The sequence below is a fragment of the Vibrio sp. 10N.286.46.A8 genome, assembly GCF_041470165.1.
Taxonomy (GTDB): domain Bacteria; phylum Pseudomonadota; class Gammaproteobacteria; order Enterobacterales; family Vibrionaceae; genus Vibrio; species Vibrio tasmaniensis_A.
Genome location: NZ_JBFRLX010000097.1, coordinates 1 through 15,070 on the forward strand (window position 1 = coordinate 1; position 15,070 = coordinate 15,070).

Sequence of the window (15,070 nt, forward strand, 5' to 3'; positions counted from 1 at the left end):
CCGCGAAGGTGGCCGTACAGTTGGTGCTGGTGTTGTAGCTAAAATCTTCGCTTAATAGCAACATTTAGATTTTTGCACACTCTTCATTAGAAGAACTGCATAAGAAAAGGGAAGCTTCGGCTTCCCTTTTATTTTTCCACTTTCCCACCACTTCTTTTTGCTTTCCCTTAGTATCATCCCCGCTCCTTATCGTTCTACTTTTGTCACACAACTTTTCTTCGAATGCTCTGCACAAATATATTCCGATTATTTTTCCAACACCACTTGCATACTAAAACGTGATCTGTATAATGCATCGCACTGGCTAACGCCGGTTTGTGAACCAATGAGCACTGAGGAGTAGGTCTTACCTAGTAATGTATACTCAGCTTATGTTCGCGGTTAATAAAAATAGTAAACCTTGTGTTTACTTCAAAAGTTAACTGACAATGCGTCCTAATCTTGGATGCTACGGTTTCACATAAATCAATCGGCATTCTCTCGTTCTTTCGAGCTTGAGTGGCGATATTGTTTGTGTAATTTTTAATAATTGGAGCTCTGTCTCATGCAGAACCAACGTATTCGTATCCGCCTTAAAGCGTTTGATTACAAGCTAATCGATGCTTCAACTGCGGAAATCGTTGAAACAGCAAAACGTACTGGCGCACAGGTTCGTGGTCCTATTCCACTTCCTACTCGTAAAGAGCGTTTCACTGTTCTTACCTCTCCACACGTCAACAAAGATGCACGTGATCAGTACGAAATTCGTACTCACAAGCGTTTGATCGACATCGTTGAGCCAACAGATAAAACTGTTGATGCTCTAATGCGTCTTGATCTTGCAGCTGGCGTTGATGTTCAAATCAGCCTAGGTTAAGGGAGATAAGAATAATGATTGGTCTAGTCGGACGTAAAGTGGGTATGACCCGCGTATTTACTGAAGAAGGCGTTTCTATCCCAGTAACTGTTGTTGAGGTTGAAGCGAACCGTATTTCTCAAGTTAAAACTCTTGAGACAGACGGCTACGCAGCAATCCAAGTAACTACTGGTGCTAAGAAAGCTAACCGTGTAACTAAACCTGAAGCTGGTCACTTCGCGAAAGCGGGTGTTGAAGCAGGTCGCGGTCTTTGGGAATTCCGTTTAGAAAACGGCGAAGAGTTTGAAGTTGGCGCTGAGCTAAACGTAGAACTTTTCAACGAAATTAAAAAAGTAGACGTTACTGGTACATCTAAAGGTAAAGGCTTCCAAGGCGCTATCAAGCGTTGGAACTTCTCTACTCAAGATATGACTCACGGTAACTCTTTGTCTCACCGCGCACCGGGTTCAATTGGCCAATGTCAAACTCCAGGCCGCGTGTTTAAAGGCAAGAAAATGGCAGGTCACATGGGTGCTGAGCGTGTAACGACTCAAAACCTAGAGATCGTACGTGTTGACGCTGAGCGCAATCTACTCCTTATTAAAGGTGCAGTACCAGGCTCAACAGGCGGTAACGTGATCGTAAAACCTGCTGTTAAAGCATAACGTCTAGGAGTAAGTAATGGAATTGATGGTTAAAGGTGCTGATGCACTAACTGTTTCCGAGACTACTTTCGGACGTGACTTTAACGAAGCTCTAGTACACCAAGTAGTTGTTGCGTATGCAGCAGGTGCTCGTCAAGGTACTCGTGCTCAAAAGACTCGTTCTGAAGTATCAGGCGGCGGTGCTAAGCCATGGCGCCAAAAAGGTACTGGCCGTGCACGTGCTGGTACAATTCGTAGCCCAATCTGGCGTACAGGTGGTGTTACTTTTGCTGCGAAACCACAAGATCACAGCCAAAAAGTTAACAAGAAAATGTACCGCGGTGCTATGAAAAGCATTCTTTCTGAGTTGATTCGTCAAGAGCGTCTAATCGTTGTTGATAACTTCTCTGTAGAAGCACCAAAAACAAAAGAACTTGTAGCTAAGCTTAAAGAGCTTGAGCTAAATGACGTTCTGATTGTGACTGGCGAAGTAGATGAAAATCTATTCTTAGCTGCTCGTAACCTATACAAAGTAGATGCACGTGATGTTGCTGGTGTTGATCCAGTATCACTAATCGCTTTCGACAAGGTTCTGATGACTGCTGATGCAGTTAAGCAAGTTGAGGAGATGCTAGCATGATCACTGAAGAGCGTATCTTAAAAGTTCTACGTGCTCCGCACATCTCTGAAAAAGCAACTATGGCAGCTGAGAAAGCGAACACTATCGTTTTCAAAGTAGCTAAAGATGCAACTAAGAAAGAGATCAAAGCAGCTGTAGAAAAGCTATTTGAAGTTGAAGTTAAGTCTGTAAATACTCTTGTATTAAAGGGTAAGACCAAACGTCAAGGTATGCGTGAAGGCCGTCGTTCAGACGTTAAGAAAGCCTACGTTACTTTGAAAGAAGGTCAAGATCTTGACTTCGTTGGCGGCGCGGAATAACAGGAGTAGTAAAAATGGCTATTGTTAAATGTAAGCCGACTTCCCCTGGTCGTCGTCACGTCGTTAAAGTTGTTAACGCTGACCTGCACAAGGGTAAGCCATACGCACCACTTCTAGAGAAAAACTCTAAGAACGGTGGTCGTAACAACAACGGTCGTATTACAGTACGTCACATCGGTGGTGGTCATAAACACCATTACCGTCTGGTTGACTTCAAACGTACTAAAGATGGCATCCCAGCGAAAGTTGAGCGTCTAGAATACGATCCAAACCGTAGTGCTAACATCGCTCTAGTTCTGTACGCAGACGGTGAGCGTCGTTACATCATTGCACCTAAAGGTGTTAACGCAGGCGACCAGATTCAATCTGGCGTAGATGCTGCAATCAAAGCAGGTAACACTCTGCCGATGCGCAACATCCCAGTAGGTTCTACTGTACACTGTGTTGAACTTAAGCCTGGTAAAGGTGCACAACTAGCTCGTTCGGCTGGTGCTTATGCTCAAATCATCGCTCGCGATGGTGCATACGTAACTATCCGTCTACGTTCTGGTGAAATGCGCAAAGTTCTTTCTGAAGGTCGTGCAACGATCGGTGAAGTTGGTAACTCTGAGCATATGCTACGTGAACTTGGTAAAGCTGGTGCTTCACGCTGGCGCGGCGTACGTCCAACCGTACGTGGTGTAGTAATGAACCCGGTGGATCACCCACATGGTGGTGGTGAAGGCCGCACATCTGGTGGTCGTCACCCAGTATCTCCTTGGGGCGTTCCTACTAAGGGCTTCAAGACTCGTAAGAATAAGCGCACTGACAAGTACATCGTACGTCGTCGCACTAAATAATTTATAAAGAGGAATCGCCATGCCACGTTCTCTCAAGAAAGGTCCTTTTATTGACCTACACTTGCTGAAGAAGGTAGAGAAAGCGGTGGAAAGCGGAGACAAAAAGCCTATTAAGACTTGGTCCCGTCGCTCAATGATCATCCCAACAATGATTGGTTTGACCATCGCTGTCCATAATGGTCGTCAGCACGTCCCAGTTTTCGTTACCGAAGAAATGATCGGTCACAAACTAGGCGAATTTGCACCAACTCGTACTTATCGCGGTCATGCTGCAGATAAGAAAGCTAAGAAGAAATAAGGAGTAGATGATGGAAGCTTTAGCTAAACATAACTTTGCTCGTATTTCTCCACAGAAAGCTCGCTTAGTTGCAGACCAAATTCGCGGTAAGTCGGTAGACCAGGCTCTAGAAATTCTAACTTTCAGCAACAAAAAAGCTGCTGTTTTAGTTAAGAAAGTTCTTGAGTCAGCTATCGCTAACGCGGAACATAACGAAGGTGCAGATATCGACGATCTAAATGTCGCTAAAATCTTCGTAGATGAGGGCCCTATCATGAAGCGTATTATGCCTCGTGCTAAAGGTCGTGCGGATCGTATCTTGAAGCGTTCAAGCCACATCACTATTGTTGTAGCAGATCGCTAAAGACTAGGAGAGTAAGCAATGGGTCAGAAAGTACATCCTAATGGTATTCGTCTTGGCATCGTCAAGCCTTGGAATGCTACATGGTTTGCTAATACCAACGAATTCGCTGACAACCTAGACGGCGACTTCAAGGTACGTCAGTTCCTTACCAAGGAACTACAAAAAGCATCATTATCTCGTATCGTTATCGAGCGTCCAGCTAAGAGCATCCGTGTGACTATTCACACAGCTCGTCCTGGCGTTGTTATCGGTAAGAAAGGTGAAGACGTAGAGAAGCTACGCGCAGCTGTAGCTAAAATCGCAGGTGTACCAGCGCAAATTAACATCGCTGAAGTACGTAAGCCTGAGCTAGATGGTCAGCTTGTAGCTGATAGCATCGCGTCTCAACTAGAGCGTCGTGTTATGTTCCGTCGTGCAATGAAGCGTGCGGTACAAAATGCTATGCGTCTAGGCGCTAAAGGCATCAAAGTACAAGTAGGCGGCCGTCTTGGCGGTGCTGAAATCGCACGTTCAGAGTGGTACCGTGAAGGCCGTGTGCCTCTACACACTCTACGTGCAGACATTGATTACGCAACTTCTTCGGCTCACACTCAATACGGTGTGATCGGCATTAAAGTTTGGATCTTCAAAGGTGAGATTCTAGGCGGTATGCCAGCTGCTAACGCAGTAGAGCCAAAAGGCGATAAGCCTAAGAAGCAGCGTAAAGGCCGTAAGTAAGGAGTCGAACGATGCTACAACCAAAACGTACTAAGTTCCGCAAGGTTATGACTGGTCGTAACCGTGGTCTAGCTAAAGGTACTGAAGTAAGCTTCGGCGAATTCGGTCTTAAAGCTGTTGGCCGTGGTCGCCTGACTGCACGTCAAATCGAAGCGGCACGTCGTGCTATGACACGTCACATTAAGCGTCAAGGTCAAATCTGGATCCGTGTGTTCCCAGACAAACCTATTACTGAAAAGCCTCTTGAAGTTCGTCAAGGTAAAGGTAAAGGTTCAGTTGCGTACTGGGTTGCTCAAATCCAACCAGGCAAAGTTATGTACGAGATGAATGGCGTACCTGAAGAGTTGGCACGTGAAGCGTTCCGCCTAGCGGCACGTAAACTGCCTGTTAAAACTACTTTTGTAACTAAGCAGGTGATGTGATGAAAGCACAAGATCTACGCGAAAAGAACGTTGAAGAGCTTAACGCTGAGCTATTGAATTTGCTACGTGAACAGTTCAACTTGCGCATGCAAGCTGCAACTGGTCAACTACAGCAAACTCATACTCTAAAAGCTGTACGCCGTGACATCGCACGTGTGAAAACTGTTTTGACTGAAAAGGCAGGCGCATAATGAGCGAAACTAACCGCATCCAGCAAGGCCGTGTAGTAAGTGACAAGATGGACAAGTCTATCGTTGTTGCTATTGAGCGTACTGTAAAACACCCGATTTACGGTAAGTTCATCAAACGCACGACTAAAGTACACGCACACGACGAAGACAACACTTGTGGCCTAGGCGACAAAGTTGAAATCGCTGAGTGTCGTCCTCTGTCTAAGACTAAGTCTTGGACATTGGTTAAAGTTCTAGAAAAAGCGAAGATTTAATCTTTGTAATTCTATAACTTATAAGCGGCTCCAAATAATTTTTTGGAGCCGCTTGTTTTTTGTCTACCCAATTTAAAAAAAGGGTGGTACAATTCGCGTCCCTTTTAAAGAGGCAGCCCGACCCGAGAGGGTCTAGTTTTAATATTTAGCGGAGCACTAACAATGATCCAGATGCAAAGTACACTTGACGCAGCAGATAACTCTGGCGCGCGCAAGGTAATGTGTATTAAGGTTCTGGGTGGCTCTCACCGCCGTTATGCACATATCGGTGACGTCATCAAGGTTACAGTGAAGGAAGCGATTCCTCGCGGTAAAGTAAAGAAAGGTGATGTTCTGAAGGCGGTAGTAGTGCGCACCCGTAAAGGCGTTCGTCGCCCAGACGGTTCTGTCATTCGCTTCGACAGTAATGCTTGTGTATTGTTAAATGACACTACTGAGCAACCAGTCGGCACACGTATCTTTGGTCCTGTGACTCGTGAACTTCGTAACGCGAAATTCATGAAGATTGTATCACTTGCACCTGAAGTTCTGTAAGGAGCGGCAACATGGCAGCTAAAATCCGTCGTAATGACGAAGTAATCATTCTTGCTGGTAAAGATAAAGGCAAGAAAGGTAAAGTAACTAAGGTTCTGACAACTGGTAAAGTTGTTGTTGAAGGCATTAATCTTGTTAAAAAACACCAAAAGCCGGTTCCGGCTCTAGGTCAACAAGGTGGCATCGTTGAACAAGAAGCAGCTATTGATGCTTCTAACGTTGCAGTCTTTAACGCGGCTACTGGTAAAGCAGACCGTATCGGTTTCCGTATCGAAGATGGCAAGAAAGTTCGTTTCTTCAAATCTAACGGCGAAACTGTTTCTAACTAATTAGAAGTAATTTGGAGTTCTACTATGGCGAAACTGCATGATTACTACAAGTCGTCTGTAGTCGCTGAGCTTACCAAAGAGTTCAGCTACACAAGCGTCATGCAAGTCCCTAGGATTGAGAAAATCACCCTAAACATGGGCGTTGGTGAAGCAATCAACGATAAGAAACTGCTAGAAAACGCAGCATCTGATATGGCAACGATCTCTGGTCAAAAGCCTCTTATCACGAAAGCGCGTAAATCTGTAGCTGGTTTCAAAATTCGTGAAGGCTACCCAATTGGTTGTAAAGTAACCTTGCGTGGTGAGCGCATGTGGGAATTTTTAGAGCGTTTAATCTCTATCGCACTTCCACGTGTACGTGATTTCCGTGGTGTTAGCGCTAAGTCTTTTGACGGACGCGGTAACTACAGCATGGGCGTTCGCGAGCAAATCATCTTTCCGGAAATCGACTACGATAAAGTCGATCGTGTCCGCGGTCTTGATATTACTATCACGACTTCTGCGGGATCCGATGAGGAAGGCCGAGCTCTGCTGGCTGCCTTTAACTTCCCATTCCGTAAGTAAGGGTAGGGTTACTGTTATGGCTAAACAATCAATGAAAGCACGTGAAGCTAAACGTGCAAAACTAGTAGTTAAGTTCGCTGAAAAGCGTTCTGCGCTAAAAGTTATCATTAGCGATGTAAACGCATCTGAAGAAGATCGTTGGAATGCGGTTCTTAAACTGCAATCTCTTCCACGTGATTCAAGTGCATCACGTCAGCGCAACCGTTGCAACCAAACTGGTCGTCCACACGGTTACCTACGTAAATTCGGTCTAAGCCGTATTAAGGTTCGCGAAGCTTGCATGAAAGGCGAGATTCCGGGTCTTCGTAAGGCTAGCTGGTAATTGCCACTTAATCATTTGGAGTAAATCTTATGAGCATGCAAGATCCGATTTCGGATATGCTGACCCGCGTTCGTAACGGTCAGGCAGCAAATAAAGTTGCTGTAAAAATGCCTTCTTCAAAGCTTAAAGTTGCAATTGCTGCATTACTTAAAGCTGAAGGTTACATCGTAGACTTCGCTGTTGATAGCGAAGCAAAACCTGAGCTAGAAGTTACTCTTAAGTACTTCCAAGCTAAACCTGTAATCGAGCAAATCAAGCGCGTATCACGTCCTGGTCTAAGAGTTTATAAAAATAAAGACTCTTTACCTACAGTGATGGGTGGTCTTGGTATTGCAGTTGTTTCTACTTCCAAGGGTCTGATGTCTGACCGTGCTGCTCGTAAAGCAGGTCTTGGCGGTGAAATCATCTGTTACGTAGCTTAAGGAGTAGATTATGTCTCGTGTTGCTAAAGCACCTGTCGCTATTCCAGCTGGCGTAGAGGTGAAACTAAACGGCCAAGAAGTTACTGTAAAAGGTAGCAAAGGTGAGCTTACTCGCGTTCTTAACAGCGCCGTAGTTATTGCACAGGAAGAAAACAACCTAACTTTCGGTCCGAAAGAAGGTGTTACTAACGCATGGGCACAAGCTGGTACAGCTCGCGCTCTAGTTAATAACATGGTTGTGGGTGTTACTGAGGGCTTCACTAAGAAGCTAACTCTTAAGGGTGTTGGTTACCGTGCTGCTATGAAAGGCAACGCTGTAGGTCTAACTCTTGGTTTTTCTCACCCAGTAGAGCACGCTCTACCTGAAGGTATTAAAGCTGAGTGCCCTAGCCAAACTGAGATCGTTATTACTGGTTGCGATAAGCAAGTAGTAGGTCAAGTTGCGGCTGACATTCGTTCTTACCGTGCTCCTGAGCCTTACAAAGGCAAAGGTGTTCGTTACGCAGATGAAAATGTGCGTACTAAAGAAGCTAAGAAGAAGTAAGGTATCACTATGGATAAGAAAGCATCTCGCATCCGTCGTGCTACACGTGCACGTCGTAAGATTGCAGAACTTGGTGCAACTCGCCTGGTAGTACATCGTACTCCTCGCCATGTTTACGCTCAAGTTATCTCGGCAAACGGCTCTGAGGTTATCGCAGCTGCTTCTACTGTAGAAAAAGCGATCCGTGAGCAAGTTAAGAACACTGGTAACGTCGATGCAGCTAAAGCAGTTGGTAAAGCTGTTGCTGAGCGCGCTCTTGAAAAAGGCGTAGCTTCAGTTGCATTTGACCGTTCTGGTTTCCAATACCACGGTCGAGTAGCGGCGCTAGCAGAATCTGCTCGCGAAGCTGGTCTGAAATTCTAAGGTAGGGTTGGAAGATGGCTAAAGAACAACAACAAGCTAATGATTTGCAAGAAAAGCTGATCGCTGTTAACCGTGTATCTAAGACGGTTAAAGGTGGTCGAATCATGAGCTTCACTGCACTAACAGTAGTTGGTGACGGTAATGGTCGCGTAGGTTTCGGTTACGGCAAAGCTCGTGAAGTACCTGCAGCGATTCAAAAAGCAATGGAAAAAGCGCGTCGTAACATGGTTACTGTTGCGCTTAACGAAGGCACTCTTCACCACCCGGTGAAAGGTCGTCATTCGGGCTCTAAAGTTTACATGCAGCCAGCTGCTGAAGGTACAGGTGTTATTGCCGGTGGTGCAATGCGTGCCGTACTTGAAGTTGCAGGCGTACATAACGTTCTTTCTAAAGCATACGGTTCAACGAACCCAATCAACGTTGTTCGCGCAACGATTGGTGCTCTAGTAGACGTTAAGTCACCAGAAATGGTTGCTGCTAAACGTGGTCTAACTGTTGAATCTATTTCGGAGTAAGCACACGATGGCAACTATTAAAGTAACTCAAACTAAAAGCTCAATTGGTCGCCTACCTAAGCACAAAGCGTGTCTTAAAGGTCTAGGTCTTCGTCGCATCAACCATACAGTAGAACTTGAAGATACTCCGTGCGTACGCGGTATGATCAACAAGGTTTACTACATGGTTAAGATTGAGGAGTAATCAGAATGCGTTTGAATACTCTATCACCGGCTGCTGGCTCTAAACCTTCTAAGAAGCGTGTAGGTCGTGGTATCGGTTCTGGCCTTGGTAAAACAGGTGGCCGCGGTCACAAAGGTCAAAAGTCACGTTCTGGCGGCTCTGTTCGTCCAGGTTTTGAAGGCGGTCAAATGCCTCTAAAACAACGTCTACCTAAATTCGGTTTCACTTCTCGTAAGAGCCTAGTGTCTGCTGAAGTTCGTCTAGCTGAGCTAGCGAAAGTAACAGGTGACGTAGTTGATCTTAACAGCCTTAAAGCTGCTAACGTTATCACTAAGAACATCGAGTTTGTTAAGATCGTTCTTTCTGGTGACCTAAGCAAAGCTGTGACTGTTAAAGGTCTACGCGTGACTAAAGGCGCTAAAGCTGCAATCGAAGCTGCAGGCGGTAAAATCGAGGAATAATCTCGAGGAACGAGGTACAGATGGCTAAGAAACCAGGAAAAGATTTTCGTAGTGCTCAGAGCGGCTTAAGTGAACTAAAGTCGCGCTTATTATTCGTAATTGGTGCACTTTTAGTATTCCGAGCCGGCTCTTTTGTGCCGATCCCTGGTATTGACGCAGCTGTACTTGCCGATTTGTTCGATCAGCAAAAAGGTACCATCGTAGAAATGTTTAACATGTTCTCCGGTGGTGCTCTTGAGCGTGCATCTATATTAGCATTGGGTATCATGCCGTACATTTCGGCATCGATCGTAGTCCAATTGCTAACTGTAGTTCATCCAGCGTTAGCGGAACTCAAAAAAGAGGGTGAAGCAGGCCGTCGTAAGATAAGCCAATATACACGCTACGGCACGCTTGTACTTGCAACATTCCAAGCTATTGGTATCGCAACAGGCTTACCAAACATGGTCGACAATCTGGTTGTTATCAACCAAACCATGTTTACGCTTATTGCTACCGTGAGTTTAGTAACTGGTACCATGTTTTTGATGTGGTTAGGTGAACAAATCACTGAGCGAGGAATCGGTAATGGTATTTCCATTCTGATTTTTGCAGGTATTGTTGCTGGATTGCCTTCTGCAATCGGTCAAACAATCGAGCAAGCGCGTCAAGGTGAATTGCATGTGCTTCTTCTGTTGTTTATCGCGGTATTGTCTTTTGCTGTAATTTACTTCGTAGTTTTCATGGAACGTGGTCAACGTCGTATCGTCGTTAACTATGCGAAGCGTCAACAAGGTCGTAAAGTTTTTGCAGCTCAAAGCTCTCACTTGCCTCTTAAGATTAATATGGCAGGTGTTATTCCAGCGATTTTTGCATCAAGTATTATTTTGTTCCCAGGAACATTAGCACAATGGTTTGGTCAAAATGGTGAAAGCAGCGCGTTCGGTTGGTTAACTGACGTGTCATTAGCTCTTAGCCCTGGTCAACCTTTGTATGTAATGCTTTATGCAGCAGCTATAATCTTCTTCTGTTTCTTCTATACAGCGTTGGTGTTTAACCCGCGTGAAACAGCTGATAATTTGAAGAAGTCTGGTGCATTCGTACCCGGTATCCGCCCAGGTGAGCAGACAGCGAAATATATCGATAAAGTGATGACTAGGCTAACCCTTGCGGGCGCTCTATACATTACTTTTATATGTCTGATTCCTGAATTCATGATGGTCGCGTGGAACGTTCGTTTCTACTTCGGCGGCACATCACTACTAATCGTAGTGGTAGTTATCATGGATTTCATGGCACAGGTACAGACTCATCTGATGTCACAACAGTATGATTCTGTGTTAAAGAAAGCGAATCTGAAAGGTTACGGCCGTTAATTCGGTAGTAATTATTTCGATTCCATTTACGGAGTTTAGCAATGAAAGTTCGTGCTTCCGTTAAAAAAATCTGCCGTAACTGTAAAGTTATCAAGCGTAACGGTGTCGTTCGCGTGATTTGCAGTGAGCCAAAGCATAAGCAACGCCAAGGCTAATCAGCAGAAATTTTTACTTGAAATACTAGGTAGAGTCGAGTATATTCCTCGGCCTACCTTTTGCGTGCAAAAGAAGTAGTATGCCGCAGCGTATCCATAACGGGCTTTGCTGCGGATAATTCTTTTATGAACCCCCTTAGGAGTGAATAATGGCCCGTATAGCCGGCATTAACATTCCTGATCATAAGCATTCTGTAATTGCACTTACTGCAATCTACGGTATTGGCAAAACTCGCTCTCAAGCTATTCTAGCTGAAGTGGGTATTGCTGAAGATGCTAAGATCAGTGAACTAACTGAAGAGCAGATCGATCAACTGCGTGATGGTGTAGCTAAATACACTGTAGAAGGTGATCTACGTCGTGAAGTATCGATGAACATCAAGCGTCTTATGGACCTTGGCTGTTACCGCGGTCTTCGTCATCGTCGCAGTCTACCACTACGTGGACAGCGTACTAAAACCAACGCTCGCACCCGTAAGGGTCCGCGCAAGCCGATCAAGAAATAGTCGGATAAGGTAGAGTACAATGGCAAAACAACCAACTCGCGCGCGTAAGCGCGTACGCAAGCAAGTAGCTGATGGCGTAGCGCACATTCATGCTTCTTTCAACAACACAATCGTAACTATCACTGACCGTCAAGGCAACGCTCTTGCATGGGCTACAGCAGGTGGTTCAGGTTTCCGTGGTTCTCGTAAATCTACTCCGTTCGCAGCACAAGTTGCAGCTGAGCGTTGTGGTGAAATGGCTAAAGAATATGGCCTAAAGAACTTGGAAGTTATGGTTAAGGGTCCAGGTCCAGGTCGCGAATCTACTGTTCGTGCACTGAACGCTGCTGGTTTCCGTATCACTAACATTGTTGATGCGACACCAATCCCTCATAACGGTTGTCGTCCACCTAAGAAACGTCGCGTTTAAGTTTCGTTTCTAGGAATATTGGAGAAAGATCATGGCAAGATATTTGGGTCCTAAGCTGAAGCTTAGCCGTCGCGAAGGTACTGACTTATTCCTTAAGTCTGGTGTCCGTGCGATCGATACCAAGTGTAAAATTGATAACGCACCAGGTGTACACGGCGCTCGTCGCGGTCGTCTATCTGAGTATGGCGTTCAGCTTCGTGAGAAGCAAAAAGTTCGTCGTATTTACGGCGTTCTAGAAAAACAATTCCGCAACTACTACAAAGAAGCTGCACGTCTTAAAGGCAACACAGGTGCAAACCTGCTTCAGCTTCTTGAAGGTCGTCTTGATAACGTAGTTTACCGTATGGGCTTTGGCGCTACTCGTGCTGAATCTCGTCAACTAGTTAGCCACAAGTCTATTCTAGTTAACGGTAAAGTTGTAAACGTTCCTTCTTTCAAAGTAGCGGCAAACGACGTTGTTTCTATCCGCGAGAAAGCTAAACAGCAATCTCGTATTAAAGCAGCTCTAGAAGTTGCTGAACAACGTGAAAAGCCAACTTGGATTGAAGTAGATGCTGGCAAAATGGAAGGTACATTCAAGCGTATGCCTGAGCGTTCTGACCTATCAGCTGACATCAATGAACACTTGATCGTCGAACTTTACTCTAAGTAAGGTTAAAAAAAGAGAGGACACAATGCAGGGTTCTGTAACAGAATTTCTTAAGCCGCGTCTTGTTGACATTGAACAGATCAATACGACACACGCGAAAGTAACTCTTGAGCCATTAGAGCGCGGTTTCGGCCATACTCTAGGTAATGCTCTTCGCCGCATTCTTCTATCTTCTATGCCGGGTTGTGCCGTAACAGAAGTTGAAATCGAAGGTGTGCTACACGAATACAGCACTAAAGAAGGCGTTCAGGAAGATATCCTGGAAATCCTTCTAAACCTTAAAGGTTTAGCTGTACGCGTTGCTGAAGGCAAAGATGAAGTGTTTATTACACTGAACAAATCAGGCTCAGGCCCTGTTGTTGCAGGTGACATCACCCACGATGGTGATGTAGAGATCGCTAACCCTGAGCACGTAATTTGTCACCTAACGGATGACAACGCTGAGATCGCTATGCGTATCAAAGTAGAACGTGGTCGTGGTTACGTTCCAGCTTCAGCTCGTATCCATACTGAAGAAGATGAGCGTCCAATCGGTCGTCTACTTGTTGACGCTACTTACAGCCCGGTCGATAAAATCGCCTATGCTGTTGAAGCGGCACGTGTAGAACAACGTACTGACTTAGACAAGCTTGTTATCGATATGGAAACGAACGGTACTCTAGAACCTGAGGAAGCAATCCGTCGTGCAGCTACTATTTTAGCTGAACAACTGGATGCGTTCGTAGATCTTCGTGATGTACGTGTACCTGAGGAGAAGGAAGAGAAGCCAGAATTCGATCCTATCCTACTACGTCCTGTAGACGATCTTGAACTAACAGTTCGCTCTGCTAACTGTTTGAAAGCAGAAGCGATTCACTACATCGGTGATCTTGTACAGCGCACTGAGGTTGAGCTACTTAAAACGCCAAACCTTGGTAAGAAATCTCTTACAGAGATTAAAGATGTGCTTGCTTCACGTGGTCTTTCTCTAGGCATGCGCCTAGAAAACTGGCCACCAGCGTCAATCGCTGAAGATTAATCGAAAAGTTAGAAGGATTAGGTCATGCGCCATCGTAAAAGTGGTCGTCAACTCAACCGCAACAGCAGTCATCGCAAAGCGATGTTCAGCAACATGGCTAGCTCTCTTGTTCGTCACGAAGTTATTAAAACTACCGTGCCTAAAGCAAAAGAACTACGTCGCGTAATTGAGCCATTGATTACCCTAGCTAAGACAGACAGTGTTGCTAACCGTCGTCTTGCATTTGCTCGCACTCGTGATAACGAAGTTGTGGCAAAACTATTTAATGAACTAGGCCCGCGTTTCGCGGCTCGCCAAGGTGGTTACACTCGCATTCTTAAATGTGGTTTCCGTACTGGTGATAAAGCTCCAATGGCTTACATTGAGCTTGTAGACCGCCCAGCTGCTGAAGAAGCTGCTGAGTAATCTATACTAGATTCTTAATACAAAAGCCGAGCATTAGCTCGGCTTTTTTGTATCTGTAGAATTAGGAGACCGACATAAGAATTGCACCACGATATTTGGTACTTTTCTTTACCTTCTCTGCTCCATTTCTCAATAATATCTCGTATCTCGTATCTCGTATCTCGTATCTCGTATCTCGTATCTCTTTTGTTCAGCGCACAAAAAAGAGCACCGAAGCGCCCTTTAAGTATTTTAAATCAATTATTAATCACTGGTTATTACAACCAAATAGCTTCGAGTGAATCAACGAGACCGCTTGTTGCGCCTTGTGACTCTAGCCCTTGAATAATGATTGGTGCAAACGCCGCAACCATTGATGAATCCATACCTAATCCTGAAAATGCATTTTCAACAGATGTTTTTGAGTCCAATACTGACGTTAAACCGGTAGAATCAAGCGTCGACATTCCAGGGAAAAGCATTTCGAGCTCTTGGTTGTCAAAGTTATCAAGGGTATTCTGGGCAAGTGCTAGCATGGAACCTACTCCACCTATAGCTTGCTCATTTGTTACAGATTCTTTGTCACTTAGGGAATTAGCAAGGGTGCTCGTAAATGGTGTTGCTTCATTTTTTTGAGACCACATGTCTACAGCGGTCATAAGGGCTGTTTGTGATAGTTGGGAATAGTTAATATCAGAAGTTGAACTAACTTGTTCTGACTCGCTAGTACTAGCGCAAGATACCACAGCAAGGCTGCTTAAAACGGTGATGAGTACTTTCTTCATTATTCGTCCTTAAGTAATAAAGTAATTTACTCTTTCACTATAAACGAAAAACGGCGATGTAGTCACATCGCCGTTGAGCTAATTCAGTCTAATTTACCTATAGTTTTTTG

The 15,070-nt window shown here is 45.0% G+C and carries 29 protein-coding genes; 28 read left to right on the forward strand and 1 reads right to left on the reverse strand.

All coding sequences use genetic code 11. The annotated features are described in order from the left end of the window. Window positions 1–544 precede the first annotated feature (544 nt). The 28 genes from rpsJ (at window position 545) to rplQ (ending at window position 14,196) form a co-directional block, all read left to right on the forward strand. Window positions 545–856 carry a 30S ribosomal protein S10 gene (gene rpsJ / locus AB4232_RS10935; RefSeq protein ID WP_004736761.1) on the forward strand — a complete coding sequence of 104 codons (312 nt, stop codon included), beginning with the start codon at window positions 545–547 and terminating at the stop codon, window positions 854–856. Window positions 857–870: 14 nt separating this feature from the next. Next, window positions 871–1,500, forward strand: a complete 630-nt coding sequence (rplC, locus tag AB4232_RS10940; protein WP_004736763.1) for a 50S ribosomal protein L3 — start codon at window positions 871–873, stop codon at window positions 1,498–1,500. A gap of 16 nt (window positions 1,501–1,516) precedes the next feature. Then, window positions 1,517–2,119, forward strand: a complete 603-nt coding sequence (rplD, locus tag AB4232_RS10945) for a 50S ribosomal protein L4 (RefSeq protein ID WP_004736764.1) — start codon at window positions 1,517–1,519, stop codon at window positions 2,117–2,119. Further along, the gene (rplW, locus tag AB4232_RS10950) at window positions 2,116–2,418 is read left to right on the forward strand and encodes a 50S ribosomal protein L23 (RefSeq protein WP_004736765.1); all 303 of its coding nucleotides are present in this window, start codon (window positions 2,116–2,118) and stop codon (window positions 2,416–2,418) included. The genes rplD and rplW overlap by 4 nt, the downstream gene beginning before the upstream one ends. Before the next feature lie 14 nt (window positions 2,419–2,432). Further along, window positions 2,433–3,257, forward strand: coding sequence for a 50S ribosomal protein L2 (rplB, locus tag AB4232_RS10955; RefSeq protein ID WP_012604912.1), 825 nt, complete (start codon window positions 2,433–2,435; stop codon window positions 3,255–3,257). Between the two features lie 19 nt (window positions 3,258–3,276). Then, window positions 3,277–3,555, forward strand: a complete 279-nt coding sequence (gene rpsS, locus AB4232_RS10960; RefSeq protein ID WP_004736729.1) for a 30S ribosomal protein S19 — start codon at window positions 3,277–3,279, stop codon at window positions 3,553–3,555. A gap of 10 nt (window positions 3,556–3,565) precedes the next feature. Beyond that, window positions 3,566–3,898 carry a 50S ribosomal protein L22 gene (rplV, locus tag AB4232_RS10965; protein WP_004736732.1) on the forward strand — a complete coding sequence of 111 codons (333 nt, stop codon included), beginning with the start codon at window positions 3,566–3,568 and terminating at the stop codon, window positions 3,896–3,898. Between the two features lie 18 nt (window positions 3,899–3,916). Further along, window positions 3,917–4,615, forward strand: coding sequence for a 30S ribosomal protein S3 (gene rpsC, locus AB4232_RS10970; RefSeq protein WP_004736734.1), 699 nt, complete (start codon window positions 3,917–3,919; stop codon window positions 4,613–4,615). A gap of 11 nt (window positions 4,616–4,626) precedes the next feature. Next, the gene (gene rplP / locus AB4232_RS10975; protein ID WP_004736736.1) at window positions 4,627–5,037 is read left to right on the forward strand and encodes a 50S ribosomal protein L16; all 411 of its coding nucleotides are present in this window, start codon (window positions 4,627–4,629) and stop codon (window positions 5,035–5,037) included. After that, window positions 5,037–5,228, forward strand: a complete 192-nt coding sequence (gene rpmC, locus AB4232_RS10980; RefSeq protein WP_004736737.1) for a 50S ribosomal protein L29 — start codon at window positions 5,037–5,039, stop codon at window positions 5,226–5,228. The genes rplP and rpmC overlap by 1 nt, the downstream gene beginning before the upstream one ends. After that, window positions 5,228–5,482 carry a 30S ribosomal protein S17 gene (gene rpsQ / locus AB4232_RS10985; protein WP_004736739.1) on the forward strand — a complete coding sequence of 85 codons (255 nt, stop codon included), beginning with the start codon at window positions 5,228–5,230 and terminating at the stop codon, window positions 5,480–5,482. The genes rpmC and rpsQ overlap by 1 nt, the downstream gene beginning before the upstream one ends. Before the next feature lie 162 nt (window positions 5,483–5,644). Further along, the gene (rplN, locus tag AB4232_RS10990; protein WP_004736740.1) at window positions 5,645–6,016 is read left to right on the forward strand and encodes a 50S ribosomal protein L14; all 372 of its coding nucleotides are present in this window, start codon (window positions 5,645–5,647) and stop codon (window positions 6,014–6,016) included. Between the two features lie 11 nt (window positions 6,017–6,027). After that, window positions 6,028–6,345: a 50S ribosomal protein L24 gene (rplX, locus tag AB4232_RS10995; RefSeq protein ID WP_004736742.1), complete on the forward strand. Its 318-nt coding sequence runs from the start codon at window positions 6,028–6,030 to the stop codon at window positions 6,343–6,345. Window positions 6,346–6,369: 24 nt separating this feature from the next. After that, complete coding sequence (rplE, locus tag AB4232_RS11000) at window positions 6,370–6,909, forward strand: 50S ribosomal protein L5 (protein ID WP_004736744.1); 540 nt, start codon at window positions 6,370–6,372, stop codon at window positions 6,907–6,909. A 16-nt stretch (window positions 6,910–6,925) separates the two neighbouring features. After that, window positions 6,926–7,231 (forward strand): 30S ribosomal protein S14, encoded by a 306-nt coding sequence (gene rpsN / locus AB4232_RS11005; protein ID WP_004736747.1) that lies wholly within the window; start codon window positions 6,926–6,928, stop codon window positions 7,229–7,231. A 29-nt stretch (window positions 7,232–7,260) separates the two neighbouring features. Continuing rightward, window positions 7,261–7,653, forward strand: a complete 393-nt coding sequence (rpsH, locus tag AB4232_RS11010; RefSeq protein WP_009847785.1) for a 30S ribosomal protein S8 — start codon at window positions 7,261–7,263, stop codon at window positions 7,651–7,653. A 10-nt stretch (window positions 7,654–7,663) separates the two neighbouring features. Beyond that, the gene (gene rplF / locus AB4232_RS11015) at window positions 7,664–8,197 is read left to right on the forward strand and encodes a 50S ribosomal protein L6 (protein WP_009847784.1); all 534 of its coding nucleotides are present in this window, start codon (window positions 7,664–7,666) and stop codon (window positions 8,195–8,197) included. Between the two features lie 9 nt (window positions 8,198–8,206). Next, complete coding sequence (rplR, locus tag AB4232_RS11020) at window positions 8,207–8,560, forward strand: 50S ribosomal protein L18 (protein ID WP_009847783.1); 354 nt, start codon at window positions 8,207–8,209, stop codon at window positions 8,558–8,560. A 14-nt stretch (window positions 8,561–8,574) separates the two neighbouring features. After that, on the forward strand, window positions 8,575–9,075 hold the full coding sequence (gene rpsE / locus AB4232_RS11025; protein WP_004736754.1) for a 30S ribosomal protein S5: 501 nt from the start codon (window positions 8,575–8,577) through the stop codon (window positions 9,073–9,075). A gap of 7 nt (window positions 9,076–9,082) precedes the next feature. Continuing rightward, window positions 9,083–9,259, forward strand: a complete 177-nt coding sequence (gene rpmD / locus AB4232_RS11030) for a 50S ribosomal protein L30 (protein ID WP_004736756.1) — start codon at window positions 9,083–9,085, stop codon at window positions 9,257–9,259. 5 nt (window positions 9,260–9,264) lie between these two features. Continuing rightward, complete coding sequence (gene rplO, locus AB4232_RS11035; protein ID WP_004736758.1) at window positions 9,265–9,699, forward strand: 50S ribosomal protein L15; 435 nt, start codon at window positions 9,265–9,267, stop codon at window positions 9,697–9,699. A 20-nt stretch (window positions 9,700–9,719) separates the two neighbouring features. Beyond that, window positions 9,720–11,054 carry a preprotein translocase subunit SecY gene (gene secY / locus AB4232_RS11040; RefSeq protein WP_004736759.1) on the forward strand — a complete coding sequence of 445 codons (1,335 nt, stop codon included), beginning with the start codon at window positions 9,720–9,722 and terminating at the stop codon, window positions 11,052–11,054. Between the two features lie 41 nt (window positions 11,055–11,095). After that, window positions 11,096–11,209 (forward strand): 50S ribosomal protein L36, encoded by a 114-nt coding sequence (gene rpmJ, locus AB4232_RS11045; protein ID WP_000868186.1) that lies wholly within the window; start codon window positions 11,096–11,098, stop codon window positions 11,207–11,209. A 149-nt stretch (window positions 11,210–11,358) separates the two neighbouring features. Beyond that, window positions 11,359–11,715: a 30S ribosomal protein S13 gene (rpsM, locus tag AB4232_RS11050; protein WP_004738779.1), complete on the forward strand. Its 357-nt coding sequence runs from the start codon at window positions 11,359–11,361 to the stop codon at window positions 11,713–11,715. 19 nt (window positions 11,716–11,734) lie between these two features. Next, entirely contained in the window at window positions 11,735–12,124 is a 390-nt protein-coding gene (gene rpsK, locus AB4232_RS11055; RefSeq protein ID WP_004738778.1) for a 30S ribosomal protein S11, read from the forward strand. A 31-nt stretch (window positions 12,125–12,155) separates the two neighbouring features. Further along, window positions 12,156–12,776, forward strand: a complete 621-nt coding sequence (rpsD, locus tag AB4232_RS11060; protein WP_004738777.1) for a 30S ribosomal protein S4 — start codon at window positions 12,156–12,158, stop codon at window positions 12,774–12,776. 22 nt (window positions 12,777–12,798) lie between these two features. Then, the gene (locus tag AB4232_RS11065) at window positions 12,799–13,791 is read left to right on the forward strand and encodes a DNA-directed RNA polymerase subunit alpha (protein WP_004729813.1); all 993 of its coding nucleotides are present in this window, start codon (window positions 12,799–12,801) and stop codon (window positions 13,789–13,791) included. A 24-nt stretch (window positions 13,792–13,815) separates the two neighbouring features. Continuing rightward, on the forward strand, window positions 13,816–14,196 hold the full coding sequence (gene rplQ, locus AB4232_RS11070; RefSeq protein ID WP_004729812.1) for a 50S ribosomal protein L17: 381 nt from the start codon (window positions 13,816–13,818) through the stop codon (window positions 14,194–14,196). 257 nt (window positions 14,197–14,453) lie between these two features. Here rplQ and AB4232_RS11075 read toward each other — a convergent pair whose 3' ends face one another. After that, window positions 14,454–14,960, reverse strand: a complete 507-nt coding sequence (locus AB4232_RS11075) for a DUF2780 domain-containing protein (protein ID WP_009847779.1) — start codon at window positions 14,958–14,960, stop codon at window positions 14,454–14,456. Window positions 14,961–15,070: the final 110 nt, after the last annotated feature.

Bases quoted from the DNA above. Each gene is read 5' to 3' on its own strand.
- rpsJ (WP_004736761.1), top strand. From the start codon at position 545: ATGCAGAACCAACGTATTCGTATCCGCCTTAAAGCGTTTGATTACAAG.
- rplC (WP_004736763.1), top strand. From the start codon at position 871: ATGATTGGTCTAGTCGGACGTAAAGTGGGTATGACCCGCGTATTTACT.
- rplD (WP_004736764.1), top strand. From the start codon at position 1,517: ATGGAATTGATGGTTAAAGGTGCTGATGCACTAACTGTTTCCGAGACT.
- rplW (WP_004736765.1), top strand. From the start codon at position 2,116: ATGATCACTGAAGAGCGTATCTTAAAAGTTCTACGTGCTCCGCACATC.
- rplB (WP_012604912.1), top strand. From the start codon at position 2,433: ATGGCTATTGTTAAATGTAAGCCGACTTCCCCTGGTCGTCGTCACGTC.
- rpsS (WP_004736729.1), top strand. From the start codon at position 3,277: ATGCCACGTTCTCTCAAGAAAGGTCCTTTTATTGACCTACACTTGCTG.
- rplV (WP_004736732.1), top strand. From the start codon at position 3,566: ATGGAAGCTTTAGCTAAACATAACTTTGCTCGTATTTCTCCACAGAAA.
- rpsC (WP_004736734.1), top strand. From the start codon at position 3,917: ATGGGTCAGAAAGTACATCCTAATGGTATTCGTCTTGGCATCGTCAAG.
- rplP (WP_004736736.1), top strand. From the start codon at position 4,627: ATGCTACAACCAAAACGTACTAAGTTCCGCAAGGTTATGACTGGTCGT.
- rpmC (WP_004736737.1), top strand. From the start codon at position 5,037: ATGAAAGCACAAGATCTACGCGAAAAGAACGTTGAAGAGCTTAACGCT.
- rpsQ (WP_004736739.1), top strand. From the start codon at position 5,228: ATGAGCGAAACTAACCGCATCCAGCAAGGCCGTGTAGTAAGTGACAAG.
- rplN (WP_004736740.1), top strand. From the start codon at position 5,645: ATGATCCAGATGCAAAGTACACTTGACGCAGCAGATAACTCTGGCGCG.
- rplX (WP_004736742.1), top strand. From the start codon at position 6,028: ATGGCAGCTAAAATCCGTCGTAATGACGAAGTAATCATTCTTGCTGGT.
- rplE (WP_004736744.1), top strand. From the start codon at position 6,370: ATGGCGAAACTGCATGATTACTACAAGTCGTCTGTAGTCGCTGAGCTT.
- rpsN (WP_004736747.1), top strand. From the start codon at position 6,926: ATGGCTAAACAATCAATGAAAGCACGTGAAGCTAAACGTGCAAAACTA.
- rpsH (WP_009847785.1), top strand. From the start codon at position 7,261: ATGAGCATGCAAGATCCGATTTCGGATATGCTGACCCGCGTTCGTAAC.
- rplF (WP_009847784.1), top strand. From the start codon at position 7,664: ATGTCTCGTGTTGCTAAAGCACCTGTCGCTATTCCAGCTGGCGTAGAG.
- rplR (WP_009847783.1), top strand. From the start codon at position 8,207: ATGGATAAGAAAGCATCTCGCATCCGTCGTGCTACACGTGCACGTCGT.
- rpsE (WP_004736754.1), top strand. From the start codon at position 8,575: ATGGCTAAAGAACAACAACAAGCTAATGATTTGCAAGAAAAGCTGATC.
- rpmD (WP_004736756.1), top strand. From the start codon at position 9,083: ATGGCAACTATTAAAGTAACTCAAACTAAAAGCTCAATTGGTCGCCTA.
- rplO (WP_004736758.1), top strand. From the start codon at position 9,265: ATGCGTTTGAATACTCTATCACCGGCTGCTGGCTCTAAACCTTCTAAG.
- secY (WP_004736759.1), top strand. From the start codon at position 9,720: ATGGCTAAGAAACCAGGAAAAGATTTTCGTAGTGCTCAGAGCGGCTTA.
- rpmJ (WP_000868186.1), top strand. From the start codon at position 11,096: ATGAAAGTTCGTGCTTCCGTTAAAAAAATCTGCCGTAACTGTAAAGTT.
- rpsM (WP_004738779.1), top strand. From the start codon at position 11,359: ATGGCCCGTATAGCCGGCATTAACATTCCTGATCATAAGCATTCTGTA.
- rpsK (WP_004738778.1), top strand. From the start codon at position 11,735: ATGGCAAAACAACCAACTCGCGCGCGTAAGCGCGTACGCAAGCAAGTA.
- rpsD (WP_004738777.1), top strand. From the start codon at position 12,156: ATGGCAAGATATTTGGGTCCTAAGCTGAAGCTTAGCCGTCGCGAAGGT.
- AB4232_RS11065 (WP_004729813.1), top strand. From the start codon at position 12,799: ATGCAGGGTTCTGTAACAGAATTTCTTAAGCCGCGTCTTGTTGACATT.
- rplQ (WP_004729812.1), top strand. From the start codon at position 13,816: ATGCGCCATCGTAAAAGTGGTCGTCAACTCAACCGCAACAGCAGTCAT.
- AB4232_RS11075 (WP_009847779.1), bottom strand. From the start codon at position 14,960: ATGAAGAAAGTACTCATCACCGTTTTAAGCAGCCTTGCTGTGGTATCT.